The organism is Helicobacter sp. 13S00401-1 (assembly GCF_002272925.1).
Classification (GTDB): domain Bacteria; phylum Campylobacterota; class Campylobacteria; order Campylobacterales; family Helicobacteraceae; genus Helicobacter_I.
Genome location: NZ_MLAR01000006.1, coordinates 42,404 through 66,178, shown reverse-complemented (window position 1 = coordinate 66,178; position 23,775 = coordinate 42,404). Strand labels below are relative to the sequence as shown.

Annotated in this window: 25 protein-coding genes; 13 read left to right on the top strand and 12 right to left on the bottom strand. The window is 34.9% G+C overall.

The annotated features are described in order from the left end of the window. Positions 1–358: 358 nt before the first annotated feature. From BKH43_RS04650 to BKH43_RS04635, 4 genes are all read right to left on the bottom strand, one after another. Entirely contained in the window at positions 359–586 is a 228-nt protein-coding gene (locus BKH43_RS04650) for a transcriptional regulator (RefSeq protein ID WP_095229074.1), read from the bottom strand. A gap of 401 nt (positions 587–987) precedes the next feature. Continuing rightward, positions 988–1,224, bottom strand: coding sequence for a transcriptional regulator (locus tag BKH43_RS04645; protein WP_095229072.1), 237 nt, complete (start codon positions 1,222–1,224; stop codon positions 988–990). 223 nt (positions 1,225–1,447) lie between these two features. Then, positions 1,448–1,924, bottom strand: a complete 477-nt coding sequence (locus BKH43_RS04640) for a hypothetical protein (RefSeq protein WP_095229070.1) — start codon at positions 1,922–1,924, stop codon at positions 1,448–1,450. A gap of 466 nt (positions 1,925–2,390) precedes the next feature. Continuing rightward, complete coding sequence (locus BKH43_RS04635) at positions 2,391–2,585, bottom strand: hypothetical protein (RefSeq protein WP_095229068.1); 195 nt, start codon at positions 2,583–2,585, stop codon at positions 2,391–2,393. Between the two features lie 62 nt (positions 2,586–2,647). Between BKH43_RS04635 and BKH43_RS04630 the strand changes: the two genes are divergently transcribed. After that, positions 2,648–2,884 (top strand): hypothetical protein, encoded by a 237-nt coding sequence (locus tag BKH43_RS04630; RefSeq protein ID WP_095229066.1) that lies wholly within the window; start codon positions 2,648–2,650, stop codon positions 2,882–2,884. A 252-nt stretch (positions 2,885–3,136) separates the two neighbouring features. On the opposite strand, the gene BKH43_RS04625 is transcribed toward BKH43_RS04630, so the two are convergent. Continuing rightward, the gene (locus BKH43_RS04625; RefSeq protein WP_095229064.1) at positions 3,137–3,361 is read right to left on the bottom strand and encodes a hypothetical protein; all 225 of its coding nucleotides are present in this window, start codon (positions 3,359–3,361) and stop codon (positions 3,137–3,139) included. 265 nt (positions 3,362–3,626) lie between these two features. Continuing rightward, the gene (locus BKH43_RS04620; RefSeq protein WP_095229062.1) at positions 3,627–4,037 is read right to left on the bottom strand and encodes a hypothetical protein; all 411 of its coding nucleotides are present in this window, start codon (positions 4,035–4,037) and stop codon (positions 3,627–3,629) included. 458 nt (positions 4,038–4,495) lie between these two features. Here BKH43_RS04620 and BKH43_RS04615 point away from each other — a divergent pair, with 458 nt between their 5' ends. The 3 genes from BKH43_RS04615 to cybH are packed head-to-tail and all read left to right on the top strand — an operon-like array spanning position 4,496 to position 8,143. Then, entirely contained in the window at positions 4,496–5,656 is a 1,161-nt protein-coding gene (locus BKH43_RS04615) for a hydrogenase small subunit (RefSeq protein WP_095229162.1), read from the top strand. A gap of 25 nt (positions 5,657–5,681) precedes the next feature. Further along, positions 5,682–7,418: a nickel-dependent hydrogenase large subunit gene (locus BKH43_RS04610; RefSeq protein ID WP_095229056.1), complete on the top strand. Its 1,737-nt coding sequence runs from the start codon at positions 5,682–5,684 to the stop codon at positions 7,416–7,418. 17 nt (positions 7,419–7,435) lie between these two features. After that, the gene (gene cybH, locus BKH43_RS04605) at positions 7,436–8,143 is read left to right on the top strand and encodes a Ni/Fe-hydrogenase, b-type cytochrome subunit (RefSeq protein WP_095229054.1); all 708 of its coding nucleotides are present in this window, start codon (positions 7,436–7,438) and stop codon (positions 8,141–8,143) included. A 142-nt stretch (positions 8,144–8,285) separates the two neighbouring features. Here cybH and BKH43_RS04600 read toward each other — a convergent pair whose 3' ends face one another. The 6 genes from BKH43_RS04600 to hutX form a co-directional block, all read right to left on the bottom strand. After that, positions 8,286–9,893, bottom strand: coding sequence for a 5-oxoprolinase/urea amidolyase family protein (locus BKH43_RS04600; RefSeq protein WP_095229052.1), 1,608 nt, complete (start codon positions 9,891–9,893; stop codon positions 8,286–8,288). A gap of 8 nt (positions 9,894–9,901) precedes the next feature. Continuing rightward, the gene (locus tag BKH43_RS04595; protein ID WP_095229050.1) at positions 9,902–10,690 is read right to left on the bottom strand and encodes a putative hydro-lyase; all 789 of its coding nucleotides are present in this window, start codon (positions 10,688–10,690) and stop codon (positions 9,902–9,904) included. Between the two features lie 18 nt (positions 10,691–10,708). Then, a complete protein-coding gene (locus tag BKH43_RS04590; RefSeq protein ID WP_095229048.1) occupies positions 10,709–11,473 on the bottom strand; it encodes a 5-oxoprolinase subunit PxpA in 765 nt (254 codons plus the stop codon). A 21-nt stretch (positions 11,474–11,494) separates the two neighbouring features. Beyond that, positions 11,495–12,715, bottom strand: a complete 1,221-nt coding sequence (locus tag BKH43_RS04585) for an NRAMP family divalent metal transporter (protein ID WP_253248047.1) — start codon at positions 12,713–12,715, stop codon at positions 11,495–11,497. 186 nt (positions 12,716–12,901) lie between these two features. Beyond that, positions 12,902–13,933: a putative sulfate exporter family transporter gene (locus tag BKH43_RS04580; RefSeq protein WP_095229044.1), complete on the bottom strand. Its 1,032-nt coding sequence runs from the start codon at positions 13,931–13,933 to the stop codon at positions 12,902–12,904. 892 nt (positions 13,934–14,825) lie between these two features. Next, positions 14,826–15,320 carry a heme utilization cystosolic carrier protein HutX gene (hutX, locus tag BKH43_RS04575; protein ID WP_095229042.1) on the bottom strand — a complete coding sequence of 165 codons (495 nt, stop codon included), beginning with the start codon at positions 15,318–15,320 and terminating at the stop codon, positions 14,826–14,828. A gap of 212 nt (positions 15,321–15,532) precedes the next feature. Between hutX and BKH43_RS04570 the strand changes: the two genes are divergently transcribed. The 9 genes from BKH43_RS04570 to BKH43_RS04530 are packed head-to-tail and all read left to right on the top strand — an operon-like array spanning position 15,533 to position 23,764. Then, complete coding sequence (locus BKH43_RS04570; protein ID WP_253248051.1) at positions 15,533–16,228, top strand: MotA/TolQ/ExbB proton channel family protein; 696 nt, start codon at positions 15,533–15,535, stop codon at positions 16,226–16,228. Between the two features lie 32 nt (positions 16,229–16,260). After that, positions 16,261–16,650, top strand: a complete 390-nt coding sequence (locus tag BKH43_RS04565; RefSeq protein WP_172402315.1) for a biopolymer transporter ExbD — start codon at positions 16,261–16,263, stop codon at positions 16,648–16,650. Between the two features lie 9 nt (positions 16,651–16,659). Continuing rightward, a complete protein-coding gene (locus tag BKH43_RS04560; protein WP_095229036.1) occupies positions 16,660–18,648 on the top strand; it encodes a TonB-dependent receptor in 1,989 nt (662 codons plus the stop codon). Continuing rightward, entirely contained in the window at positions 18,638–19,615 is a 978-nt protein-coding gene (locus BKH43_RS04555; RefSeq protein ID WP_095229034.1) for an iron ABC transporter permease, read from the top strand. The genes BKH43_RS04560 and BKH43_RS04555 overlap by 11 nt, the downstream gene beginning before the upstream one ends. Further along, positions 19,615–20,382, top strand: a complete 768-nt coding sequence (locus BKH43_RS04550) for an ABC transporter ATP-binding protein (protein ID WP_095229032.1) — start codon at positions 19,615–19,617, stop codon at positions 20,380–20,382. Before BKH43_RS04555 ends, BKH43_RS04550 begins: the two co-directional genes overlap by 1 nt. Positions 20,383–20,405: 23 nt before the next feature. Next, positions 20,406–21,203: an ABC transporter substrate-binding protein gene (locus tag BKH43_RS04545; RefSeq protein WP_095229030.1), complete on the top strand. Its 798-nt coding sequence runs from the start codon at positions 20,406–20,408 to the stop codon at positions 21,201–21,203. Then, entirely contained in the window at positions 21,200–21,946 is a 747-nt protein-coding gene (locus tag BKH43_RS04540) for a hypothetical protein (protein WP_095229028.1), read from the top strand. Before BKH43_RS04545 ends, BKH43_RS04540 begins: the two co-directional genes overlap by 4 nt. Before the next feature lie 43 nt (positions 21,947–21,989). Next, a complete protein-coding gene (locus BKH43_RS04535) occupies positions 21,990–23,222 on the top strand; it encodes a radical SAM protein (protein ID WP_095229026.1) in 1,233 nt (410 codons plus the stop codon). Between the two features lie 41 nt (positions 23,223–23,263). Continuing rightward, positions 23,264–23,764, top strand: coding sequence for a flavodoxin family protein (locus BKH43_RS04530; protein ID WP_095229024.1), 501 nt, complete (start codon positions 23,264–23,266; stop codon positions 23,762–23,764). Positions 23,765–23,775: the final 11 nt, after the last annotated feature.

The following is a 23,775-nucleotide window of genomic DNA, read 5'->3' as shown; positions in this document are numbered from 1 at the left end:
GTGTAGTTATGCATATTTCAAGTAGTCTATTAATCAAAAAATAATCTCAAAGGCATTTAAAATAACCTATAATAATCACTCAAATAGACTATATATGGACTGTAAAATCTTATAAGGAGCTAGGAAATGGGCATATATAAGAGTAGTAAAAAATATAAAGGTGTATGTTTTAAAGGAATTAAACAATAAAGATATAGCCTACTATGTAGGCTATATAAATAAAAAAAGCAAAGAAGCGCAGGAGTTGATACTAAAGCTAGTAGCTGGAGTGAAAAAGCAAACATAAAGCACATGGAACTACTTAATGAATGCATATTACCTACTAGTGGTAAAGAGTGGATTACGAGGGACTATGGGGCTAGCTTATCTTTTTTATCATCTCTTTAAAAGTTTGCCAGTCTTTAAGCTCCTCTTTTAGCCTATAGTTTTCTTTTAGAAGGTTTATAGAAGCTTCAACTTGTGGGCTTATCTTACCGCTTGAAAGTATAGTCCTTAGGCTTGGCTCAGTAAAGCCTATAAAGGTGCTTAAGTCTTTGTAGCTTATATTATTCTTCTTGCAAAAAGCTTTAATATCTTTAGCTTCCATTTAACTATCCTTTTGCTTTTTTACTTCTTTTTCTAATTTGTTAAGCCTGTACTCATTTACAGCTACCCATATACCTAAAAGTATAATTAACACTATCTCTATAATGTCCATTTTAAGCCTCCTTATGTTAATATATCTCATGGTGCGTTATGGGAACACTAGGGCTTTTTAAGCCCTCCCCTCCTAGCTACTTTAGTTTCTTAAAAAGCTAAAAGAAAGCAACCACTAGATTGATAATTGCCGTTATCAGTAGTAGTGTTTCCATTTGCACCTCTTTCAAATCTTGGACTAAAAGGTTAAATCCTTAACCTTTTATAATATTATTATATAATAATACTATTGATAAGTTAAGATAAAAGAGAGATTTTATAATCTTTTTTTTTAAAACTAAAATACATATTTTAATCTTCTTTTATAATCTCTTTAAGCACTTTTTTTAACTCTTGATAGCTCTTAATTTCACTTTCTAGCTTTTTTATCTTTAGATACATACTTATAGCAAACTCCATTGGTGAAGATACCTTATTAGTAGCTATAGCTCCTTTTATAGCACCTTCACCATAGCCTATATTCTCAGCTAACTCTTTATAAGTTAGTCCTTGCTTTTTGCAAAAGGCTTTTAGCTCGCTTCCAGTCATCTTTTACTCCTTAGTGTTTTTATGAGATTTTATCTTATAACTTTTTTAAGTTTTAAGCACGGTAAAAGATGGGCTTAAATATAGGCCTTTTAGATATTTGTTATTAGTTTTATTTAAATTATAGGCTATGCCTTGCATTTTAGTTTAAGTGATATAAAAGATATGACTTTAGGAGAGTTTTTAGACTTTGACAAAGTATGCTAAAAAGTTTGCTGAGGTAGGGCTAGGAGTTGGAGGGTAAGATACCAACTTCTAACTGACTTTTATTGCAACTTTTCTTTTTAATTTTTTTATTCAATAAAACAGCAATCACTAAAAGCACAACAGAACTTAAAGAAAGATATACAGTCCAAAAATTATTAAAAAACATTAAAGATACTATAGCGCCTATAGCACATAGTATGCACCACAGGACACATGCCGCCATAATGCTATAGAGCGTTGAGTTATTAGGTGAGTTTTCCATTTTCTTTTTTAGTTGGATTTTATATTCTTGTGTTTCTTGTCTTAATCTTTTTCTATATTCTATGCTTTCTTGTTTGACTTCATTATTTTTCTTAATTTCACTCATATATTGTTCATTTTGACTTTTATAAATTTTATGCTGCCTTCTAACCTGCTTGCAAAACAAGACAAAAACAGGGATAAATAAGCTAATAATAGGTAGAGCAATGATAACAGCAAGAATAATCCAAAGCATAGTTAACTCCTTATCTTGCGTGATAATACTACACTTTATTAACTTTTGTAAACGCTACATAACTTTTACTCTAAAACTAAACTCATACTCCAGCCACTAGAATCTAAGGTGTGGGTAACTTGTGAGATGGTGAACTTATCTATCCTTTTATCCCTTTTTAGATTTACATAGCCTCCTTCTCTCTCGATGTAAGTTGGGTATAGCATAAAGTGATTACAAATAATATAAAAGCTACAAGTTTGATAAAGATAATAGGCAAGGTTTTAAGATGCATTATATAGGTAGTTTAAAATACATCGTTAAAAATGGCATTTTACATACCCATATAAAGGCATATATAAGGTGGATAGTTAGATTTATATAGTTGGCTTTGTAAGTGGTTAGTAGCCTTGACTAGCAAGGGTGCGACAAGGACGCTACCCTTTTAATATAAGGGAAGCACAATATAAAACTACCGCACATAAGCTTAGTTAGCGTTTTGATGCAAAGACTGTTTTTGTTTTTCCTTCTCCCTTTCTTGTTGCTCAAGCAGTTCTATACTGCGTGCACTAAATCTATACGCACGTATTATAAGCCCTATGTACCACCTAACTGCATAAAAGGCCACAAGTAGCAACATAAGAAAAAATAAAAACACTATAGACGCAGTTACTATCCACATTTACTCTCCTTTATGCTTGTTTTAGTCCTTTTTGAACACTAAAAAAATCTTTCAGCCCTTTATTGCATATCATTATTAATAAGATATTACCTAAAAAGGAAAATTTATGCGTAATTGAACTAACCTTAAAGCTAAAGCCAGACTTTGATAACTTAAGTAAAGCTATAAATAGAATTACTAGAGCTACTGGTGCCAATTTAACTAATACTTTAGGAGATTCTATAAAAAAAGCCACAGCTGGGTTAAAGACTAACCTAAACCTTGGGAATATCGCCTCTCAAAGAAGTAAGAGACCTTAATAAGCAAACCTATAAAAGGCTTCCATAGATTTAAAAATTTTATAAAGATAATAGGCAAGGTTTTAAGATGTATTATATGAGACAGTTTAAAAGATGTGAAATAGTAGGCATAGTTTTAAAAAAGATTCATTAAAAAGCGATGAAGGGCAAGAAGTTAAAAAATAGGAAAACAAGCCCTAAAAGTCAAAAACCTTTAAAACCCGCTCTCTTTCACAAAAAGATTAACTTTTTTTGTCGGCAAAAGGATTACACCTACTTGTCTTTAAGCCTGTCAAAAACGCCTTTTACTTCTGGTGTTTCTAGTAGGTCTAGTATGTCTTTTTTAAAGTCTTCATAGCTATCAAAGCTTAGTACTTCTCCCATTCTTGCCTTTAAGTCTTCATAGTTTTTTAAAACTTTGCCTTTTAGCTTGGATTTATCTACTGGTTTGGCGTACATCTGAAAGGATGTATCTTTTTTAGGATGCAAGATGCGCACTAGTTTTGCTATCTCATATTTTTATATATCTACTTAAGACTAGCATAGTTTACTTCCTTGTCTTCACTACTTAGTTTTTTCTGTCTTTTTTAAAGCTTTTTGTATAGCTAATCTCATAAAGATAAGATTTAAGCATCTAGTGCTCTTTCTAGCTCCTCTCTAGTTTTGTAGCCATGACGCTTATTTGCTTTTATCTCTTTTATAATCTCTTCGCTTTCTTTTAAGGCTTGAAGAGTTTTTTTATTTGGAGTAAGGTCTTTATTTGCTATACCATTATTTGTTGCTCTTTTGGTAATAGTTTTAAAATGTCTTTTTTTTCATTTCTTTTTTTCAAAATTAATGCATGCTTAGAGTTTATTTTCCAAATCCTAACTAAGCAACCCATCCAAAAAGCAAGGTCTATAGCTCCAAAGAACCAAAGATTATAGCCTTTGACAAAAGCACATAAAAATACAAGAATGAATAAGGCACCAAACACATAGAATAGTTGAAACAAAAAGTCTTTATACAGCATATCACGAAACTCTTTATCTTCAGGATGTTTTTCATAGTGATCTTTTTTAGCCAGTTTAATGTCTTCTCTAACCCAAAATGCAAACTTGAACAAGCTAACAACTATCTTAAAAGCCACAACTATAAGGATAAATGAACACGCTACAAACCACATAATCCACATAATTATCTCCTTGTGCTCTTTTTGAATGCTAAAAAAATCTTTCAGCCCTTTATTGCATATCATTATTAATAAAATATTACCTAAAAAGGAAAATTTATGCGTAATTAAACTAATTTTTTTAAGCTAAGGCTTGCATTGTGTCATGTAGCAGTTAGTAACATGTGTTTAAATGCTGCTAGATTTGGCATATAGACTGTCATAGTTAGTTTATCTTTTACAAAATGCAAATTCTCATTATCATGTTTTAATAAAAATTAATTTTGATTTACCTTTTTAAACATTTTAGTCCTAGAATCTACCAAACTTGTAGCACTTTCATAATGCATTTCTTGTAATTTTTGCTAGAGTTAGTGGCATGTTTTAACTTGATTCTATTACAAAGGGACCCTATGATATCTCCAGTTTCACCGCAAGATACAGGTTTGGATAATGAAGAAAAAGTCACCAATCCGTCTAAAATGAGTTCAGCTGAAGAAGCTAAGCTTTTTAAAAGGATACAAAAAAGACTTAATAATCTAGCAAAACTTAAGCCCTACTATAAGGATGAAGATTCTAAAGATATAGCAGAGGCTTTAGAAAGAAGTGGCTTTTCAAGGCGTGATTTTATGAAATGGGCTGCTGTTATGACTGCAGCCATAGGCCTTCCTGCAAGCTTTGCGCCACTTACTTTGAAAGCAGCAGAGTTGGCTAATAGAGTGCCAGTGATTTGGCTTCATATGGCTGAGTGTACAGGATGCAGTGAGAGTTTACTTAGGACAGAAGATCCGGGTATAGATTCTGTAATATTTGATCTTATTAGTCTTGAGTATCATGAGACTGTTATGGCTGCTGCTGGGCACCAAGCAGAAAAAAGCCTTCGTGATGCTATGAAAAACTACTATGGTCGTTATGTGTTAATGGTAGAAGGTGGTATACCAAAAGATGAGTATTTTTTAACTATAGGCGCACAAGGTAGAACTGGAGCTGAGGAAGCTAGAGAAGCATCAAAGGGTGCAGCAGCCATCCTTGCTATAGGAACATGCTCAAGTTTTGGAGGTGTCCAAGCGGCAAATCCAAACCCAACTAATGCACAGCCACTAAGCAAGATGATAGATAAGCCAGTTATAAATGTACCAGGTTGCCCACCGAGTGAGAAAAACATAGTTGGTAACCTAGTAAACTACATCCTTATGGGCTCTCTTCCAGCACTAGATTCTTTTAATAGACCAAAGTGGGCTTACCAACATAGAATCCACGATCTTTGTGAAAGACGTGGCCACTTTGATGCAGGTGAGTTTGTAGAACATTTTGGCGATGAGAATGCAAAAAATGGTTTTTGCTTATACAAAATGGGCTGTAAGGGACCTTATACATTTAATAACTGTTCAAGACTTAAGTTTAACACTCACACTAACTGGCCAATCGGTGCGGGGCATGGTTGTATAGGCTGTAGTGAACCAGACTTTTGGGATACTATGAGTCCTTTTGAAGAGCCTTTAGGTAATAGGCTTTATAGCACAGCTTATGCAGGGTTTGGTGCTGATAAGACCGCAGATACTGCCGGTATAGTACTTTTGGCCATAACTGTTATAGGCATAGCAGCGCATGCTGTAGCATCTAGTGTAACTAAACCAAAATAGATTCTAAAAAACAAGGAAGATAGTGATGACAAAGAAAATAGTAGTAGACCCTATAACTAGAATCGAAGGGCACTTAAGGATAGAAGTAACAGTAGATGAGAATAATGTCATAACAGACGCCCACTCAAGCTCTACTCTTTGGAGAGGGATAGAGACTATCTTAAAAGGAAGAGATCCAAGAGATGCGGGCTTTTTGGCTGGCAGGATATGCGGAGTTTGTACTTACTCCCATTATAGAGCAGGGATCATGGCAGTTGAAGATGCATTAGGCATAGTTCCACCTTATAACGCCCAACTTGTGAGGGCTTTGATGGATCAAGCACTTTTCTTGCACGATCACACAGTGCACTTTTACACTTTGCACGGTTTAGATTGGTGTGATGTAGTATCTGCTTTAAGCGCTTCTCCAGCAAAGGCTGCAAAACTAGCCTTTGCTTATACTGATAATCCAATCTCAGCTGGTGAAGATGAACTAACTGCAGTACAAAAAAGAGTAAAAGACTTTGTATCAAAAGGCGCTTTAGGGCCGTTTAATAATGGCTACTGGGGACATCCTACTTATAGATTTAGCCCTGAGCAAAACTTGATAGTGCTTTCTCACTATCTAAAACTGCTTGAGATTCAAAGAGAAGCAGCAAAAATGATGGCTATCTTTGGTGGCAAACAACCTCACCCTCAAAGCTTAACAGTTGGTGGTATAACTTCTGTAATGGATGTTTTAGACCCTAGTCGTTTGGCTGAGTATAAGTTTAAGTTTGATAAAGTCGCTGACTTTGTTAATAGGGCTTATTATCCAGACCTTATCATGGCTGGAGAAGTTTATGTAAATGAACCTAGTGCAACTGCAGGATGTAACTTACTAAACTTTATGAGTTCAAAAGAGATAAGAGTAGGGCGTGATGACTTTTTACTAGAAAGTGGGATAGTGTTAAATGGAGATATAAGCAAACTTCATCCAATCAATGAAGACTTAATCAAAGAAGAAGTTACTCACTCTTGGTATAAGTATGAAAATACTAACGAGATAGCTTTACAGCCTTATGATGGTCAGACTAATCCAAACTACACAGGTTTTGTAGATGGACAAAGTATAGGACTAAGCGGTAAAAATGAGCCTTCTAAGCTGCTAAGAACTGATGATAAGTACAGCTGGATTAAATCTCCAAGATATGATTCTATGCCTATGGAAGTTGGTCCACTTGCATCTTTAGTTGTAGGTTTGGCTGCCAAAAATGAAAGAGTAGAAAAAACTGCTACTGACTTTTTGAAAAAAACTGGGCTTCCTCTAAAAGCTGTCTTTAGCACATTAGGAAGAACTGCTGCAAGAGGTATAGAAGCTAAGATTATCGCAGATTACGGAATACTTACTTTTAATGCCTTGATAGAAAACCTTAAGTCAGATAAGTCAACTTGTGTCCCATACTCTATAGATAAAGATAAAGAGTATAAAGGAAGATATATAGGTGATGTGCCTCGTGGTATGCTTAGTCACTGGGCGCGCATTAAAAATGGAGTTATAGAAAACTATCAGTGCGTAGTTCCTTCAACTTGGAATGCAGGCCCAAGAGATAAAGCGGGCAAAAAAGGACCTTATGAGACAAGTCTTATAGGAACTAAGATAGCTGATGTAACTAAGCCATTAGAAATCATCCGCACCATTCACTCATTTGACCCATGCATAGCTTGTGCGGTTCACTTAGTGGATACTAAAGGTAATGAGATAAGTAACTATAAAGTAGATCCTTCCATGGCAAGAATCTAAGTCTTAAGGAGGCAAGTATGAAGCAACCTACTTTTTATAAACAAGATGTGATGATGGGCAGTACTACTGTCTTTTTGCACTGGGTGAGAGCTATAAGCATTATTATACTTATAGCTTCAGGATTTTATATAGCCTTCCCATTTTTGCAGCCTTTGACTGATGGTAAGCCAACTATGTTTTTGCAAGCTTATATTAGAAGTGGGCATATCATCTTTGGTTTTATCTTGATTTGTGCTGCTTTTTTTAGGCTGTATCTTTATATATTTGCACCTTCATCTAAAAGTGAGCGCGCGTCATTTAAACAGATCTTTAGTGGTAAGGTTTGGCTTGGGATTTTAGGGAACTACCTTTTTGTATCTAAACATCCACAGATTAAAGGTGTATATAACCCGATTCAGTATGTGGTTTATTTCTGTTTAGCTGTGCTTACATTTTTAGTTTCTATAACTGGAGTTGTGCTTTACTCTAATGTTTATCATCTAGGACTTGGTGAAGTTTTAGGAGATATATTTGGTTGGGTTACTCCTCTTGTTGGTGGACTAAGTGTAGTTAGAGAGATACACCATGTTTGTATGTGGGGCTTTATGCTTTTCATACCAGTACATGTTTATATGGTTATATGGAACTCTGTTAAGTATCCAAATGGCGGAGTTGACTTAATGGTAAGTGGTAGACACTATTTCCCAGATCCTAATGCTGAAGATGTAGCACAACCTGCTAAGTAAGTATTAGTTTTATTTAAATCTTTTTATTAAAGTATCCTTATTTCTAAGAGTGCTTTAAAGTACTATTTTACTTTTAATGAAATCTTAGATTTCATTAAAAGTAAATCTTATCTTTTTACTCACTTTATTTAGACTAGTAGACTTACTTTACTCTAATCTCATCAAAATCAGCAATCACATTAAATCTAATCTTAGCGCCAATTGGTATCTGTGCTGCTAGGTCAAGATGATAGTTTGCTACATTAGCTATCACAGGGTAGCCACCAGTTATGGGATGATCAGCTAAAAAAAGCACAGGTTGTCCATCATGAGGAATCTGTATAGCTCCATTTAGCGTGCCTTCACTTGGTAGTTCATCTTCAAACTTAGATTTAATTAATTTATCTGCTAAAAGCCTAATGCCTATACGGTTTGACTTAGGAGTTACTAGCCATTCTTGTGTTAAAAAGTCGCTTACTGTTTGATAGCTAAACCAGTTAGTGCGAGGACCTAGTACTATATCAAGTACTACTATATCTCCTACCTTTGGGAGCAAACTAGGCTTTTTGATGTGAGTGTGAGTTAGTTTGGAAGCATTATCATCTATAAAAAGCTTAGTTTTAACTTTAATAAGAAGAGGGTTGATGTTAGCTAAAGTATCACTTGAAGCACTTCCTAGAATCTTTTTAACTTTAAACCCTCCAAAAACGCCAATATAAGCTCGCACTCCATGGCTTGCCATACCTAAAATGACCTCATCTCCACTATGAATTTTTAAAACCTTATAACTTTTAGCCCTTATCTCAACTCCATCTCGTTTTATAGTTATTGGCAAGGTAGCACCTGTTATGGCTATCTTAATATCAGCTAGGCTTTTAAAGCTAAATCCACCTAAGGCTATTTCTATACAAGGAGCATTTTCTTCATTTCCTAAGATTTTATTAGCGCTTATAAAAGAGGCCCTATCAAGTGCGCCAGCACTAGAAACTCCTTGCTTTTCTTGCCCTTTTCGTCCGAGATCTTGAATAGTTGCAGGAAGTAGCATTTTAGTTATCTCTATAGCTTTATCAAGTTTATCTATCTGCATCATGTCATAGCTTAAGATAGTCTCATCACACCTAGTTTTAGAATCTAAAGCAGAATCTAAAGTAGAAGCATCTACAAAGCGCACTCTTAACCCAGGTAAAAGCAAAGCACTTGGATTTTTACTTAGATCCCACATACTAAGTGTAGTACTGCCAATTATCTGCCAGCCACCAGGAGAGTTGGTTGGATAGATACCACAAAAGTTATCAGCTAGGGCTATGGAACCTCTTTTGATAGAAATGCGCGGGCTTTTTCTCCTAGGTACTTTTAAAACTTTATCTCCACCACTAAGATAGGCAAAACCTGGAGTAAAACCACAAAATGCTACTCTATACTCACTACTACTGTGTCGTTTTATAACCTCTTTAACACTTAGTTTACAAAGCCTAGCTACTTCTTCTAAGTCTTCTCCATCATAGGTTATAGGTATGGTGACTAAATCTTTTTTGCTATCTTGTTTTTTTAAAAAACTCTTACTTAAATCTAAACTTGCTATCTTTTTAATTAGCTCTTCTTTGGTAGTTAGGTCTTTATTAAATGAGATTAGAAGCGTTTTCATGGCTGGGATTATTAAAGTTATCTCTTTGCTAGATAGTTCATTAAGCATATCAAAAAGTCTAAGAGTTTCATTTAAATCTTTTAGCTCAATTAGAAATGAATTAAGATTTATGGGTAAAAAACGCATTTTATACCTTAGACTTTATAATTAGATTCCAAAACATCAGTTATGAACATGTGACCTGGGGCGTGGGTGATTGCAAAAGGTATCTTAGAAGCCATGACTATAGCTTGAGGTGTTACTCCACAAGCCCAAAACATAGGCACTTCATCATTCTTTATCTCTACAGCATCGCCAAAGTCTGGCTTAGAAAGGCTAGCTATACCTAGCTCGCTTGGACTTCCTATATGAACTGGGGCACCATGCACGCTTGGATAAAGGGCGGTTATATCTCTAGCTTTTTGCACAAGACTAGCTTTTATAGGTCTCATTGAAACAACTAGATTCCCACTTAAACGCCCAGCAGGACGGCAGCTTTGATTAGTTAGATACATACTTACATTTAAGTTTTGATCAATATGTCTAAGACTGATGCCAGCATCAAGTAAGGCAGATTCAAAAGTAAAACTACAGCCTATTAGAAAACTTACTAAATCATCTCTTTCATCCCAAGCTTTTCTAGCATCTCTAAGTTCTTCAGATAGTTTTCCATCACGCCAGATTCTATAAAGTGGCAAGTCAGTTCTTAAATCCGAACTAGGAGCTAAGAAAGTTTTAAAGCTTCCTACATCACTTACATCTAGTATAGGACAAGGTTTTGGATTCCTTTGAGCAAAAACTAAAAAGTCATAGGCCCATTCTTTTGGAAGCACTACAAGATTAGCCTGTGTGTACCCTAAAGCAACTCCAGCAGTTGGCTCTACACTTCCAGCTCTGTATCTAAGCCTAGCTTCATTAGCTTTTGTTTGATTAGCACTAGCCATGCTCTATCCTTTGTTGTATTAAGTTGTGATAAAAGATTTTATAGATATATCTTCATGTTTAAAGGCTACAGCTATAGCCTTAGCTATAGCAACAGCATCAGGACTATCACCATGAACGCAAATAGAACTAGCATCAATCTTAATGCTCTTACCTTCAATAGATTCTAACTCTCCAGTCTTTACAAGCTTAATCATACGCGCGCAAATCTTATCTACATCATGGAGCAAGGCACCTTTAATATTTCTAGCTACTAAATGCCCTTTACTAGTATAAGCCCTATCAGCAAAGGCTTCAGCTATCACATCTACCCCCAAGTTTTTTGCAAAATTGATAAGTGCTGAGTTAGCAAGGGCTAGGAGTTTAAGCTTAGGGTTATAAGCCTTTAAAGCATCAAGCACAACTTTGGCGTGTTCTAAGTCAGTAGCCATCCTATTATAAAGAGCACCATGCGGTTTTATATAGCTTACTTTTCCATTTAAAGTTTTAGCCATGCCATCAAGTGCACTTATCTGATATATAACTTCAGCAAATAGATCTTTAGAGCTTATATCTATAAATCTCCTTCCAAAACCAGCTTTATCAGGATAAGAAATATGTGCGCCTATTTTTACATTTTTTGATATGGCAGCTTGCAGTGTGTCATAGATTCCACTTGGATCTCCAGCGTGGAATCCACAAGCAATATTTGCACTACTTACTATTTCTAACATGGCAGTATCATCACCCATCTTCCAAGCACTATAGCTTTCTCCTAAGTCACTATTTAAGTCTATAGTTTCCACTTATCTCTCCTTTGATATAGTTTAAAGATTTATTATTTTAAAGATAGCCCCTATTGATTGTATCCCCATATACCAAGTTAGGATGCAAACTAACACCCCTAGATAAAACAGCACTAAAGGGTATTTATAATCCCCCATTAAGTCTTTTCTCTTCCACATTGCAAATAAAAATATACTAAAGCCAAGAGGCAGTATTAGTCCATTTAGCCCACCTACAAAAACAAGCATGGCAGCAGGAGGTGTGGTTATGAAAATATAGCTTATTAGTGAGATGGCTATAAATATAACTGTGGCTATATTTTTACTTCTTTCACTTAAGCCTTTTTTAAAGCTATTAATAAAAGAAACTGAAGTATAAGCCGCACCTATAACGCTAGTTAAAGCTGCTGACCAAAAGATTATCCCAAAGATTTTAAAGCCTATCTCTCCAGCTGCAGCTTGAAAGGCTTGTGCGGCAGGATTTGCGCTTTTGCTTACTGTATCAAGGACTATCCCGCTAGCAACAACTCCAAAGATGGCTATAAAAAGTATGTATCTCATGATGCCAGTTAGGGCAACGCCAGTTAGAGCTGCTTTATTTACAGCTTTGATATTGCTAACTCCAACCATACCTTTATCAAGCAGTCTATGTGCGCCAGAGTAGGTTATATAACCACCAACTGTACCACCTACTATAGTTGTTATAGTTGCGAAGTTGATTTTTTCAGGCAAAAAAGTTTGGTGCAAAGCAGTAAGCACTGGAGGATTAGAGCTAAAGGCCACATAAAGCGTTAAAAGTATCATCACTATGCCTGCTAGGATTATAAACTTATCCATAGCCATGCCTGCACGTTTTGATAAAAAGATAGCAATGGCAAAAAGAGCGCTTATAGTGCCTCCAACTTTAGGGTCAAGTCCAAATAAGATATTTAACCCAAGACCAGCACCACCAATATTTCCTATGTTAAAAAAAAGTCCACCTATGATAACTAAGATGGCAAGCAAGTAGCCGCTTCCTGGTATTGCAGCATTAGCTATATCTGAAGCACGCATATTAGTGATACTTACAACACGCCAGATGTTTAGTTGGATGATAAAGTCTATGATTATAGAGATTAGTATGGCAAAGGCAAAAGATGCACCAAGCAAGGATGTAAAAGTTGCAGTCTGAGTGATAAAGCCTGGTCCTATGGCTGAAGTTGCCATTAAAAAAATGGCTGCTAGTAAGGATTCTTTGCGTGATTTGGAGCTCATGTTTGGCATTTGCATCCCTTATAAATTCACTTGCTTAATGCATGTTTTTTGTTCTTAAGTTTCCTTATAATGTGAATAATTTAGGGCCTAAGTAATTCATTCTAGCAAAATTACTTTGGAACTTTCTTAAAAAAAATATACTCATACCTAATGGAGTGTTACCACTAGGCATTTAATAAGCAATCTTTAAAAACTCTATAGTTTAAATATAAAGCTTAAAAGTATAAGGGCGCAAACTATCTGCACTATCCCAACGCATAGAGCATAGATTGTAAGCTTTTTACCTTGTTTTATAAGCTCTCTAATGTTTATCCTAAGACCTATAGCAGCAAGGGCTATGACTTCTAAGTAACCACTTATAACCTTAAAAACATGGGAGACACTAGGTGAGATAAGATGAAATGAAAACAGTCCAAACATTACAAAAAAGCCTATAACATACCAAGGCACAACTATCTTTTTAGCCTTTAGTGCGCCTTCTTCTTCGCTTATAACTTCTTTGCTGCTTTTATGATAAAAGTATCCAAAAGCTAAGACAACAACTACTAAAAATATGATACGAACTATCTTAAAAATAGTCGCTAGATCTTTTACTCCATCATTAACCATGGCCCCACCAGCTACCACTTGACCAATGGACTGTAAAACTCCACCAAGCAAGGCTGAAGTATGCAAGGTTTCATAATCATATAAAATCTTGCCAATACCTGGCAAAACAAACATTAGCACTATACCCGTGACATTTACTATAGCTATAGACATGCTTCTATCTTTATCGTTTGCATTTACAACTGGAGATATGGCAGTTATGGCTGAAGAGCCACAAACGGCATTCCCCCCAGCCATCATGAAACTAAAGCTTCTATTAAAGCCTAGTTTTTTGCCTATGTATAAAACAGCCAAGATAGTAACTATCATCTGTATGATAATAAATGCAACACCACTTACGCCAATTTGTGCTATGGTCGAAACGCTTATAGTTGCACCAAGTAAGATAATAGAGTAGGTTAAAAGACTAGATTCTGAGTACTTATAGCCACTTTGAAAGACTTTTTTCCCTAAGAATAAATTCCCTAGTATCAAACCTAGAAATATGGCCACAGTAGCAGCGCCAAGCTTTGGTACAAAGCGTGCAAGATACAGGCTAATAGCTGCTATGATGATAGATATTATCAAGCCTGGAAGTATGCTTATAAGCTTATTTTTAAATTGAACTATAAAATGCATCAACATCCTTTATGAAACATAAAAGGGCACTTAATAGACTATAACCCAAAAACCAAAAAAAAGTTTAAGTAAGACCTATCATATAAGGCTTAAAGTCTTTTTATAATCTAAACCCAAAATTTTGTGTAATACTGCTTTATTATAGCTATTTTATGTTTTTTGTGACTTGTCCATAGTTGTATTTATGATGCTTGTAATGATTAGTTTTATATAGGCAACTTCACTCTTTTTATGCTATTAACTAAAACTTTATTTCAACACTTTCTTTTTCATATTATTTATTATTTGTAGATTTTTTCTAACCAAAGCGAAGCTTCCTTGAAAAAGGGGTTTAACCCCTCCTTACTCCCACAAAACCTGTGAAAAAGGCTCTTTTTCGGCAATCAAGGGGAGAGCCTTGGCTCAATTCCGTTTCTAGCAAAAAAAACGGCGTAAGCACTACTGCTTACTTGCTTCCGCTTTTTTGCACCACGAAACGGGCTCGAGTAGTGCTTCACCAAACATTTCACTGTATTGAGTCATGTGCCAGGAGATTATGTAATCATCTACTTGGTAATCTTTACCTTTCGTTTTTGCATTAGCAAAAACAAGCGTGCGGGGACTACAGGGGATAAGGGGACCGCTTCACAATTAGGTCCCTTTATCCCTTTTGCCAAAGAAATAGAAATTTATAAAAGTAGATTCTATGTAATAAAAAACTTAAGTGCTTATCTGGTACTTGCCACAGGGCGTTTTACACACCCTTTGTAATGATGGCTTGTAAAAATTATAAAAAGAGTAATACTGCGCACGCTATATGATTTAAAAATATGACAAGTTTGCAAGATAAAAATGCTATAAATCTTCTCATAGCATTTTAAAGTTATATTTTTTATACACTTAAGCCTAAGGTTTATAGTCTTTTTTTCAAGGCTTCAAACTTTTTTATCTGTGTTTGATTAAGCAGCATATTTTCATCACGAGTGATATAAAACTTAAAGATAGTTTCATGTTTTTCATTATAAAAATGCACACTATAGCCTAGCATGCCCATAAAAGTGGTGCACACAAAACCTATCTTTTTAACAGAATCTTCTTTTAGATGCCCACCTAAAAAGCCACTTTTGCAACTAAAGTTATAGTAGCCATTATCATTTGCTACTTTGCCTACCTTTACTTTAAACTCCATAATAAAATCAGGTGTATTTTTACAAAAGATTAGCTCGCCCCAAGATTCTAAGTCTTTTAAAACTTCATCTAGTTTAGAGCCACTAACCTCTTTAAACTCTTCACCTCCTCTAAGAGATAAGATTTCATATTCTGGGACTTTTAACTTTGCTGCTGCTTGTACTACTGACATCTTTTTATCTTTGAAAAGTTCATCAACCCTATCTTTAAGGCTTTCCATAGCGTCTCCTTTATATATTAATAATAATAATTATACTTAAAATTAAATATAGAATCTAAAAAAGTTTTGTTTTTTATATGGCAAGTAAACTTTAGTTTTGTAGCAAAAATATTATTAGTTAAAAATAAGTTTCTTAATAAAGGATTAAGTTTATATTAGTAATGATTATTAATATTAATCTTAATATAAAGGATTGAGCATTGTTGTATTACATGCAAGTTGGTGGATTATTCATGTGGCCTATATTTATATTAGCTATAGCTGCCCTTGCTGTGATATTAGAAAAACTATATTTTTATATGTTTATTAATCGCGACTTAACTATGAAGTTTAAAGCCAGTCTTTCAAACCTTATAGTTGAAGGTGATATTAAAAAAATTATAAATTTTTGTAAGAGGTATAAAAACCCACTTGCGAAGTCTACTTTGCTATTTATGGACAGTTTGCAAAGTGAGGTTGGTTTAAAAAGCAAATCTAGTTTAGATGTAGATGAGCTTAAATATAACATTGATATAACTATAAATGACGAAATAGCTAGATTTGAAAAAGGCGGGTGGATATTAGGAGTTTGTGTGGGGGCTGCCCCACAGCTTGGGCTTTTAGGGACTGTAGTTGGGATGATAAGGTCTTTTGGCGCCCTAAGTCATATAGAAAATACCGCAAGTGTTGCTAGTGGGATCTCAGAGGCACTTTATACAACAGCTTTTGGTTTAATAGTAGCAGTGCCAGTATTAATCATCCATGTAGGTATAGGCAAGAAAAATGATTCAATTATTAGTGAGTTAGACAGACTTGAGATGCTGCTTTTAAGAAGGTTTAGTAAGGAATTTATATGTCCTAAGCTTGATTATCAAAACGCGGCTTGTTTAGATTCTATGGAATCTAAACAAGGTCAAAACTATGAGTAGGGCTTATGAGTAGGGTAAAAAGAAGAAGGAGCTTGCAAAGCATATCTATATTAAATCTTATAGATGTCATCTTTGTACTACTTATCTTTTTCATGCTTACTACTACTTTTAAGAAAAATCAAAGCTTTGATGTAAACCTCCCTAAAAGCAAGGCGTCTTTTAAAAAAGATAAAAAACAAGATGTAACTATCTTTTATCAAAAAAATGGTGAAGTTGTAATAGTCATAGGAAGCAAAAAACCTATAGCTACAAGCTTTGATGAGTTAAGTAAAACCTTAAGATCACTAAATCTAAATAGCTATGAAACTATACATGTAAGTGCTGATAAAGACCTAAGCTATGGACGTATAGTGATGTTAATGACTGCTTTAAAAAGTAATGGTGTATCAAATATAAGTTTAGATATACAAGTAGATAAGTAAGGAACAAATATGCGCAGAGTTTGTATATTAAGTGCACTACTCTTTAGTGTAATTTATGCTGATACGAGGCTAGAAACTAGCGTTATATCAACTACTGGTTTTGAAGAAACTATAGGTCAAGAAGTAGGTAATGTTAATGTCATCACAAAAGAAGATATCAAAAAGCGTAGCGAAAATAACTTAGAGCAAGTTTTACAGCGTGCCCCTAGCATCACACTAGTGCCAACAGCTTTTGGGTCTAGTATAGATATGAGAGGGCAAGGAAGTAGGGCAACATCTAATGTGCAAGTTATGGTAAATGGCGTTTCAACTAACTTAAATGATAGCTCTCATACGGCTATACCAATAAATTCTTTTTCTATAGATGATATAGAAAAGATAGAAATCATTCCTGGTGGTGGAGCAGTGCTTTATGGTAATGGCACTCAAGGTGGTGTTATAAATATCATAACTAAGGCTGGAGCTAAAAAGTTTTATGCACATGCAACTGCAAGATATGGAAGCTTTGGGCAGATAAATGGCTGGTTTGGCGTAGGAGGGCCCATCATCAAAGATAAGCTTTCTTATAAACTAAGTTTTAATGCCTATAATAACCAAGGCTATAGATATGGAGATAAAGAAACTGGGCTATATGGCAGTGCTGAGCTAAACTATGCTATAAATGAAAACCACTCTATAAATGCTATATTTTCTAGCTTTGGAGGTACAAGTTTTATAGCAGGAAATGCTACTTCAAAGCAGTTAAGAAAAGATAGGCGCAGTGATAATGGCAGAGTGGATAAAACACTAGTTAAAAACACTAACTTAAATGTCAGCTATACAGGCAAGTTTGGAAGCCATATCGAAGTAAATATCATGCCTTTTTTCCAAGATAGTTCTTATAACTTTGCAAACGATCCTAATGCCTTTGTAGATAGAAAGATAGGATCTAGAAATAAGCTTAAATATGACTATAAGATAGGTAATCTTATAGGTGGTTATGATCTTATCTATAATGATGGTGGTAGTGCTACAGGCGATCCAGTCTTAAAGCTAAGTAATTCAGTTTTTTTGCTTAACAAAGTTAACCTCTATGTAGACTGGCTATCTTTAACTACTGGGTTTAGATATGAAAATGCCTACTATGATAGTAGGCGTTCTGCAAAGCCACAAAGCTCTTTTCCTGGAGGTAGCAATGGCAGTACGACTATACCTGCAACTTCTGCTTTTAGAGATAAAAGAGCTTTAAATAACTATGCGTGGGAGTTTACTCCAAGCATCCAGTATAGAGATACAGGTAATGTCTACTTTAAGTACGAAAGAGGTTTTACTTCCCCTCCAGTTAATAAGATGCTAAATAGAAGCAAAACTACAGGTTACTCACCTAGTAATATAAAGCCTGAAACCTATGATACTTTTGAGCTAGGACTAAAAGATCTTATCTTTGGGCAGTTTTTTAGTATAAGTACTTTTTATACAGATAGTAGAAATGAGATTTTTACTCCTTTTACACCAGAGTGTAGCCCACCAAGCTGTTTTACACACTATAACATTGGCAAAACTTTGCGCACTGGAGTTGAGCTTTACTCAGAACAAAGCTTGCTTGCAGATACTTTAAGGTTAAGTGAAAGCATTAGCTACATATACACAGAGATTAAACAAACTGTAGTAAGTAGCATAGGAAATATGAATATAGGAGGGGTTAAAAAAGGCGCTAGAGTTCCAAACGTCCCAGACTATAAGATAGTCTTAGGAGCAGACTATAACTTAAGAAAGGATTTAATAGCCTTTGTTGATAGCATCTTTTATGGCAAGCAAATCTTTTCAAGTGGCGATAAGATAGCTCCATATAATGTAACTAATGTAGGCGTTAGATATAAAATAAAAAGCTTTAGTATCACAGGTGGGATAAATAATCTCTTTGATACTGAGTATTTTATAGCAGCAGACTTTGCAAGAGATGCCTTTCGTGTAGCTGATGGTAGAAGCTATTACATCGAGGCAAGGTATGACTTCTAGACAAAGGATATATTTTGCTACTCTTTTTGTGCTTACTATAGTAGTGGCTTTGTTTTCCATGCACTTAGGAGGGGCAAATATCGGCTTAGAAGAGATGTGGAAAGCAGTCTTTGGCACTTTAAATGAATCTAGCAAAATAATCTTATTTGACATAAGGGCACCTCGCATAGTGATGGCTATCTTAATAGGTATGCTTTTAAGCACTAGTGGGGTAGTCACTCAAAGTGTGTTTTTAAACCCAGTAGCAGATCCTTACATTATAGGTATAGCAAGTTCAGCTACTTTTGGTGCGGTGGTAGCCTACTTTTTAAAGCTCCCAGATATCTTTTATGGAATCTTTGCTTTTATCTTTTCGGCAATTTTATCTTTAGTGATTTTTAAAATGTATGTTAGAGCAAGAAGCATAGCGACTTTGCTAATCATAGGCATAGCGTTTTCTTCCTTCCTTGGAGCCTTTACTTCCTTTGCTACTTATATGATAGGAGAAGATAGCTTTAAGATAGTAGCGTGGATGATGGGCTATATGGGTGGGGCTTCATGGGGAAAAGTTGGGATTATCATCATCCCACTTTGTTTAACACTAGCTTACTTTTACTCTAAAAGGCATGAGCTAAATGTGCTTTTAAGTGGGGATAGTGAGGCAAAAAGTTTGGGTGTTGATGTAGAAAAGTCTAAAAAACATCTTTTGATAGTCTCAGCCCTTGCAGTTAGTTTTAGTGTAGCTTTTACGGGGATGATAGGCTTTGTAGGACTAATTATCCCCCATACTATAAGGCTGCTTTTTAAAACTTCAGATAATGCAGTCATTATCCCTTTTTCAGCTCTTGTTGGCGCTTTGTTTTTGCTAGTTAGTGATGACATAGGAAAAAGTGTGCTTGCTCCAACTGAGATTCCAATAGGCGTAGTAACTGCCTTTTTTGGTGCGCCATTTTTCCTTTTCTTAGCACTTTTTAATAGAGGCAGATGATGAGTTTAGATATCGAAGGGCTAAAGTTTTCTTTTGGTAAAAAAGAGATTCTAAATAGTATTGATTTAAAAGCCTTAAAAGGCTGCTTTGTTGGAATCTTAGGGCCTAATGGCTGTGGGAAAAGCACTTTATTAAAAAACATACTTAATATTTATAAGCCTAGTGCTGGACTTATACACATAGAAAAAAAAGCACTTAGTGAATATAGTCTTAAAGAGCTTAGTTCAATGATAGGTTTTGTGCCTCAAAAAAGTGAGCTTGCTATGCCCTTACTAGTAGAAGATGTGATTTTAATGGGGCGTTACTCTAATCTTAAAAGTGGCTTTATGGGCTATATGAAAAGTGACTATAAAGAAGTAGAAGATGTTATGAGGCTTTTAAACTTGGAGAGTTTTAAAGGTCGCATAGCCTTTTCTTTAAGTGGAGGGGAGTTTCAAAGAGTGATGCTTGCGCGTGCTTTAGTAAGTCGCCCAAAAGTGCTTTTACTTGATGAGCCAACTTCTGCGTTAGATTTAAATTACGGTGTGCAGATTCTAAAAATATGTAAAAACATAATTAGAGAAAGAAATATAGTAGGTGTAGTGATACTTCATGATTTAAATCTAGCCTCCTTGCTTTGTGATGAGGTTTTGATGATAAAAGATGGACATATAGCTTATAAGGGCACTCCAAATGAGCTTTTAACAAAGGAGATTCTAAAAGAAGTTTATGACTTGGAGTGTGAGATTATGCATTATAAAAATAGGGCTGTTGTAATAGCCCTTTAACTTTAAAATAAAGGACAGTAAAAATGAAAAAAGTACTTTTAACAACGCTTTTTGGTTTAAGTGTAGTTTTTGGAAAAGGAGTAGTGGTGCTAAATCCAGCTAGCGTAGAGATATTTTACATGCTTAAGTGCGAGGATAAAATAGCTGCCATTGCTAAAACGCAAAGTAGTGAGATATGGCCTAAAGATAAGACTGATAAGCTTTTAAGCGTAGGCACTTATATGAAGCCTAATTTAGAAAAGATAGTAGCTCTCTCTCCTAGCATGGTCATAACTAGCTTTGGCTCAAGCTCTATCATCCCAGATCTTGATAGATTAAAAATAAAACATGAAGAAATGCCTAGTGATAGCTTAGAAGACATTTATAAAAGCATAAGCATGGTTGGGGCTATGTGTCATAAAGAGGAAGCTGCAAGCAAGCTTTTAGCTAGCTACAAACAAAGACTAGCAAGTCTAAGTAAGGATAAGCTAACTAATAAAAAGGCAGTATTTTTCTATGCTACAGCTAACCTAATGGCCTTTGGTAAAGGAACCTTGCCTGATGATATCTTTAAAACTTTAGGGGTTAAGAATCTAGCTGATAACTTAAGTGGCAAAACGCCCATCATAACGCCAGAGTTTTTGATAGAACAAAACCCAGACTTTATGGTCATAGCAGGGGCAAGCAGTGTTAAAAGCTTTTTAAGCGAGCATCCACTTTTAGCTAATACAAAGGCTGCTAAAAACAATAAGATTTTTGTAGTTAGTCAATCAGCCATGCTTAGAGGAAGCCCAAGGATAGTTGATGAGATAGAAAAGCTTCATGGAGAGTTTATTAAATGAGATTTATCCTTGCTTCTTTGGTTATAAACCTAAGTCTTTTGTTTTTGCCTTTTTTTAATGAAAGCAAGAGCTTAAAAGGCAAAGAGCAAGAACTAAAAGTAACTATAAGTGATAGTGGACTAGGAAGACAAGATATAGAATCTAAGTCCACTCCAAAATCCCAAAGATCTCAAACCAACAAAGTACAAACTAATAAAAAGCATACACACAAAAAACAAACTCATAAAGAGCATAAAAAGTACAAACCAAAAGAAGTACTAAAAGATTCTATAAAACCAAAAGAGACAAAAAATATTCAAGTAAAAGAGGCCATGCAATTAGAAAATAAAAAGGCAGAAAATAAAAATGTAGAAAGTGAAAAGATAGAAAATACACAAGCGTTGGCTAATAAAACTTCAAAGCTTGCAACACTAAATAGCCAGGCTTTAAAAGCAGGCTATGGTAAAAATGGTGCAAGTGAAACTGATATGTGTCAAGAAGATAAAGGCTTTAAAGTTATAGATGCAAAGCAAAGCTATGAGTTCCCTAGAAAAGCAAAAATGTTAGGTCTTAAAGGACGCTATAAGGCTGAAGTTAGCTTCAAACTAAATAAAGGCAAGATAGAAATCATCAAAGCCTACGCATCAAATGCGATCTTTAAAGATGAGGCTATAAGACTAACAAAGGCACTTAATATAAAAGTGCTAAATGACAAAGTAGCAAAGTGTAATCTAATAAAGCCTTTTATCTTTGAAGCAAGATAAGGGCTTTCAGTATGGCTTTAATGCATTATAAAAAGGTAATAAAATGTTTAGCAAAAGGGTAAAAGGACATCATAGAGAAAGCATAGGGCTTAAAGAAAGTGCAAGCTTAAATGACTTAGAGGGCCTTTTAAAAAAAGCACCTTCTACTAAGGAAGGCATCATCTACGTTCATGTGCCATTTTGCGATAATATCTGTTCTTTTTGTAATCTAAATAGAACTAAGCTTGAAAGCAAACTAGATGGATACACAAAGTTTTTATTAGATGAGATAGAGCACTACTCAAGCTTTCCATACATACAAGGCAAAGTTTTTAAAAGCATTTATTTTGGTGGGGGAACTCCTAGTATCTTAAAAGAAGACCAACTAGATCTAATTTTAGATTCTATTAATAAGCACTTTAAGTTAGCAAAAGATGTAGAGTTTAGCATGGAAACTACTTTGCATAATCTAAATAAGTCTAAGATTGAAATCATGAAAAGCCATGGGGTTAATCGCTACAGTATAGGTGTGCAAACTTTTTCTAATAAGGGGCGAAAACTCTTAAATAGAGTAGGAAGTGGACTAAATGCTATTAAAAAACTAGAGTTAATAAGAGAAAGTTTTAAAGGCATGATATGCATAGATATAATTTATAACTATCCAGAAGAAAGTATGGATGAGGTTTTAAATGACGCAAAAGTGATAAAAGACTTAAAACTTGATAGTGCTAGCTTTTACTCACTGCAGTTTCAAGAAGGATCACTTTTTTCACAAAAGTATGATTCAAGTTACTATAGTTTAGAGATAGATCATAAGTTGCATAATGCCTTTTTAGAAAGTATGCTAAGTGATGGGACTTATGAAGTTTTAGAGTACACTAAGGTTGCGCGCAAAAAGCGTGATAGATATCTTTATATACGTCTTTCTCATAAGGGCGTTGATATTTTACCACTTGGTGTAGGGGCGGCTGGAAGGCTAGGGGAGTTTAGTATAGTTAATCCAAAAATGAGGCTAAAAGTAGTATCTAAAATAAGCCCAGTAGAATCTAACTTTGCTAGATACTCTAATCTTTTTCAGTACGATAAAATTTCTCTTAGTGATATTAAAAGCTATCTAAATGAAGCAAGTTTTAAGGAAGTAGATGCATTTTTTAAACTATGTGAGAAAGAGGGTCTTGTGTGTTTAAAAGATAATCTTATCACTTATAACCTAGATGGAATCTTTTGGGGTAACACCATAGCTACAAAGGCTATAGAGCTAAGCAAAGCTAGTTTTATAAAAGATCAAGTTTGCTAAATCCTTTGTGCTAACAACTTAATATAAAAAAAGGAAGAGTTATGAAAAACATAGTGCTTTATGCAAGTGTGACAGGGAATACAAAAAAGCTAGCTTTAGCTATAGCTAGGAATCTAAACTGTGAGGCTAGGGATATGCAAACTTGCAGTCTTAAAGACTTAAAAGATTTTAGATATATCATCTTTGGTTTTTATATAGATAAGGGCTTTATGAGTTTAGAAGTAGAAAAGATAGCTAGTGAGATTAGAAACAAAAAGATGGGGATTTTTTTTACATTAGGTGAGGATCCAAAAAGTGAGAGAGTAGTAGCTTTAAAAGAAAGGATAGAAGAGTTTTTTGTAAGTAATGATAATGAAGTCTTAGAGCTTTTTTGCGCTCAAGGTGCTATAAGTCAGGAGTTAATCGAGCAAGTAAGACAAAAAGCCCTAGCTGAAGGCACTCCTATCACACCTGAGAGAGAAGCCCTTTGGGAGAGGGCTAAAAGTCATCCTGATGAAAATGATGTTTTAAATGCAGTAAAGGCTTTTATGAAGTTTAAGTAGTTCGCATTTTG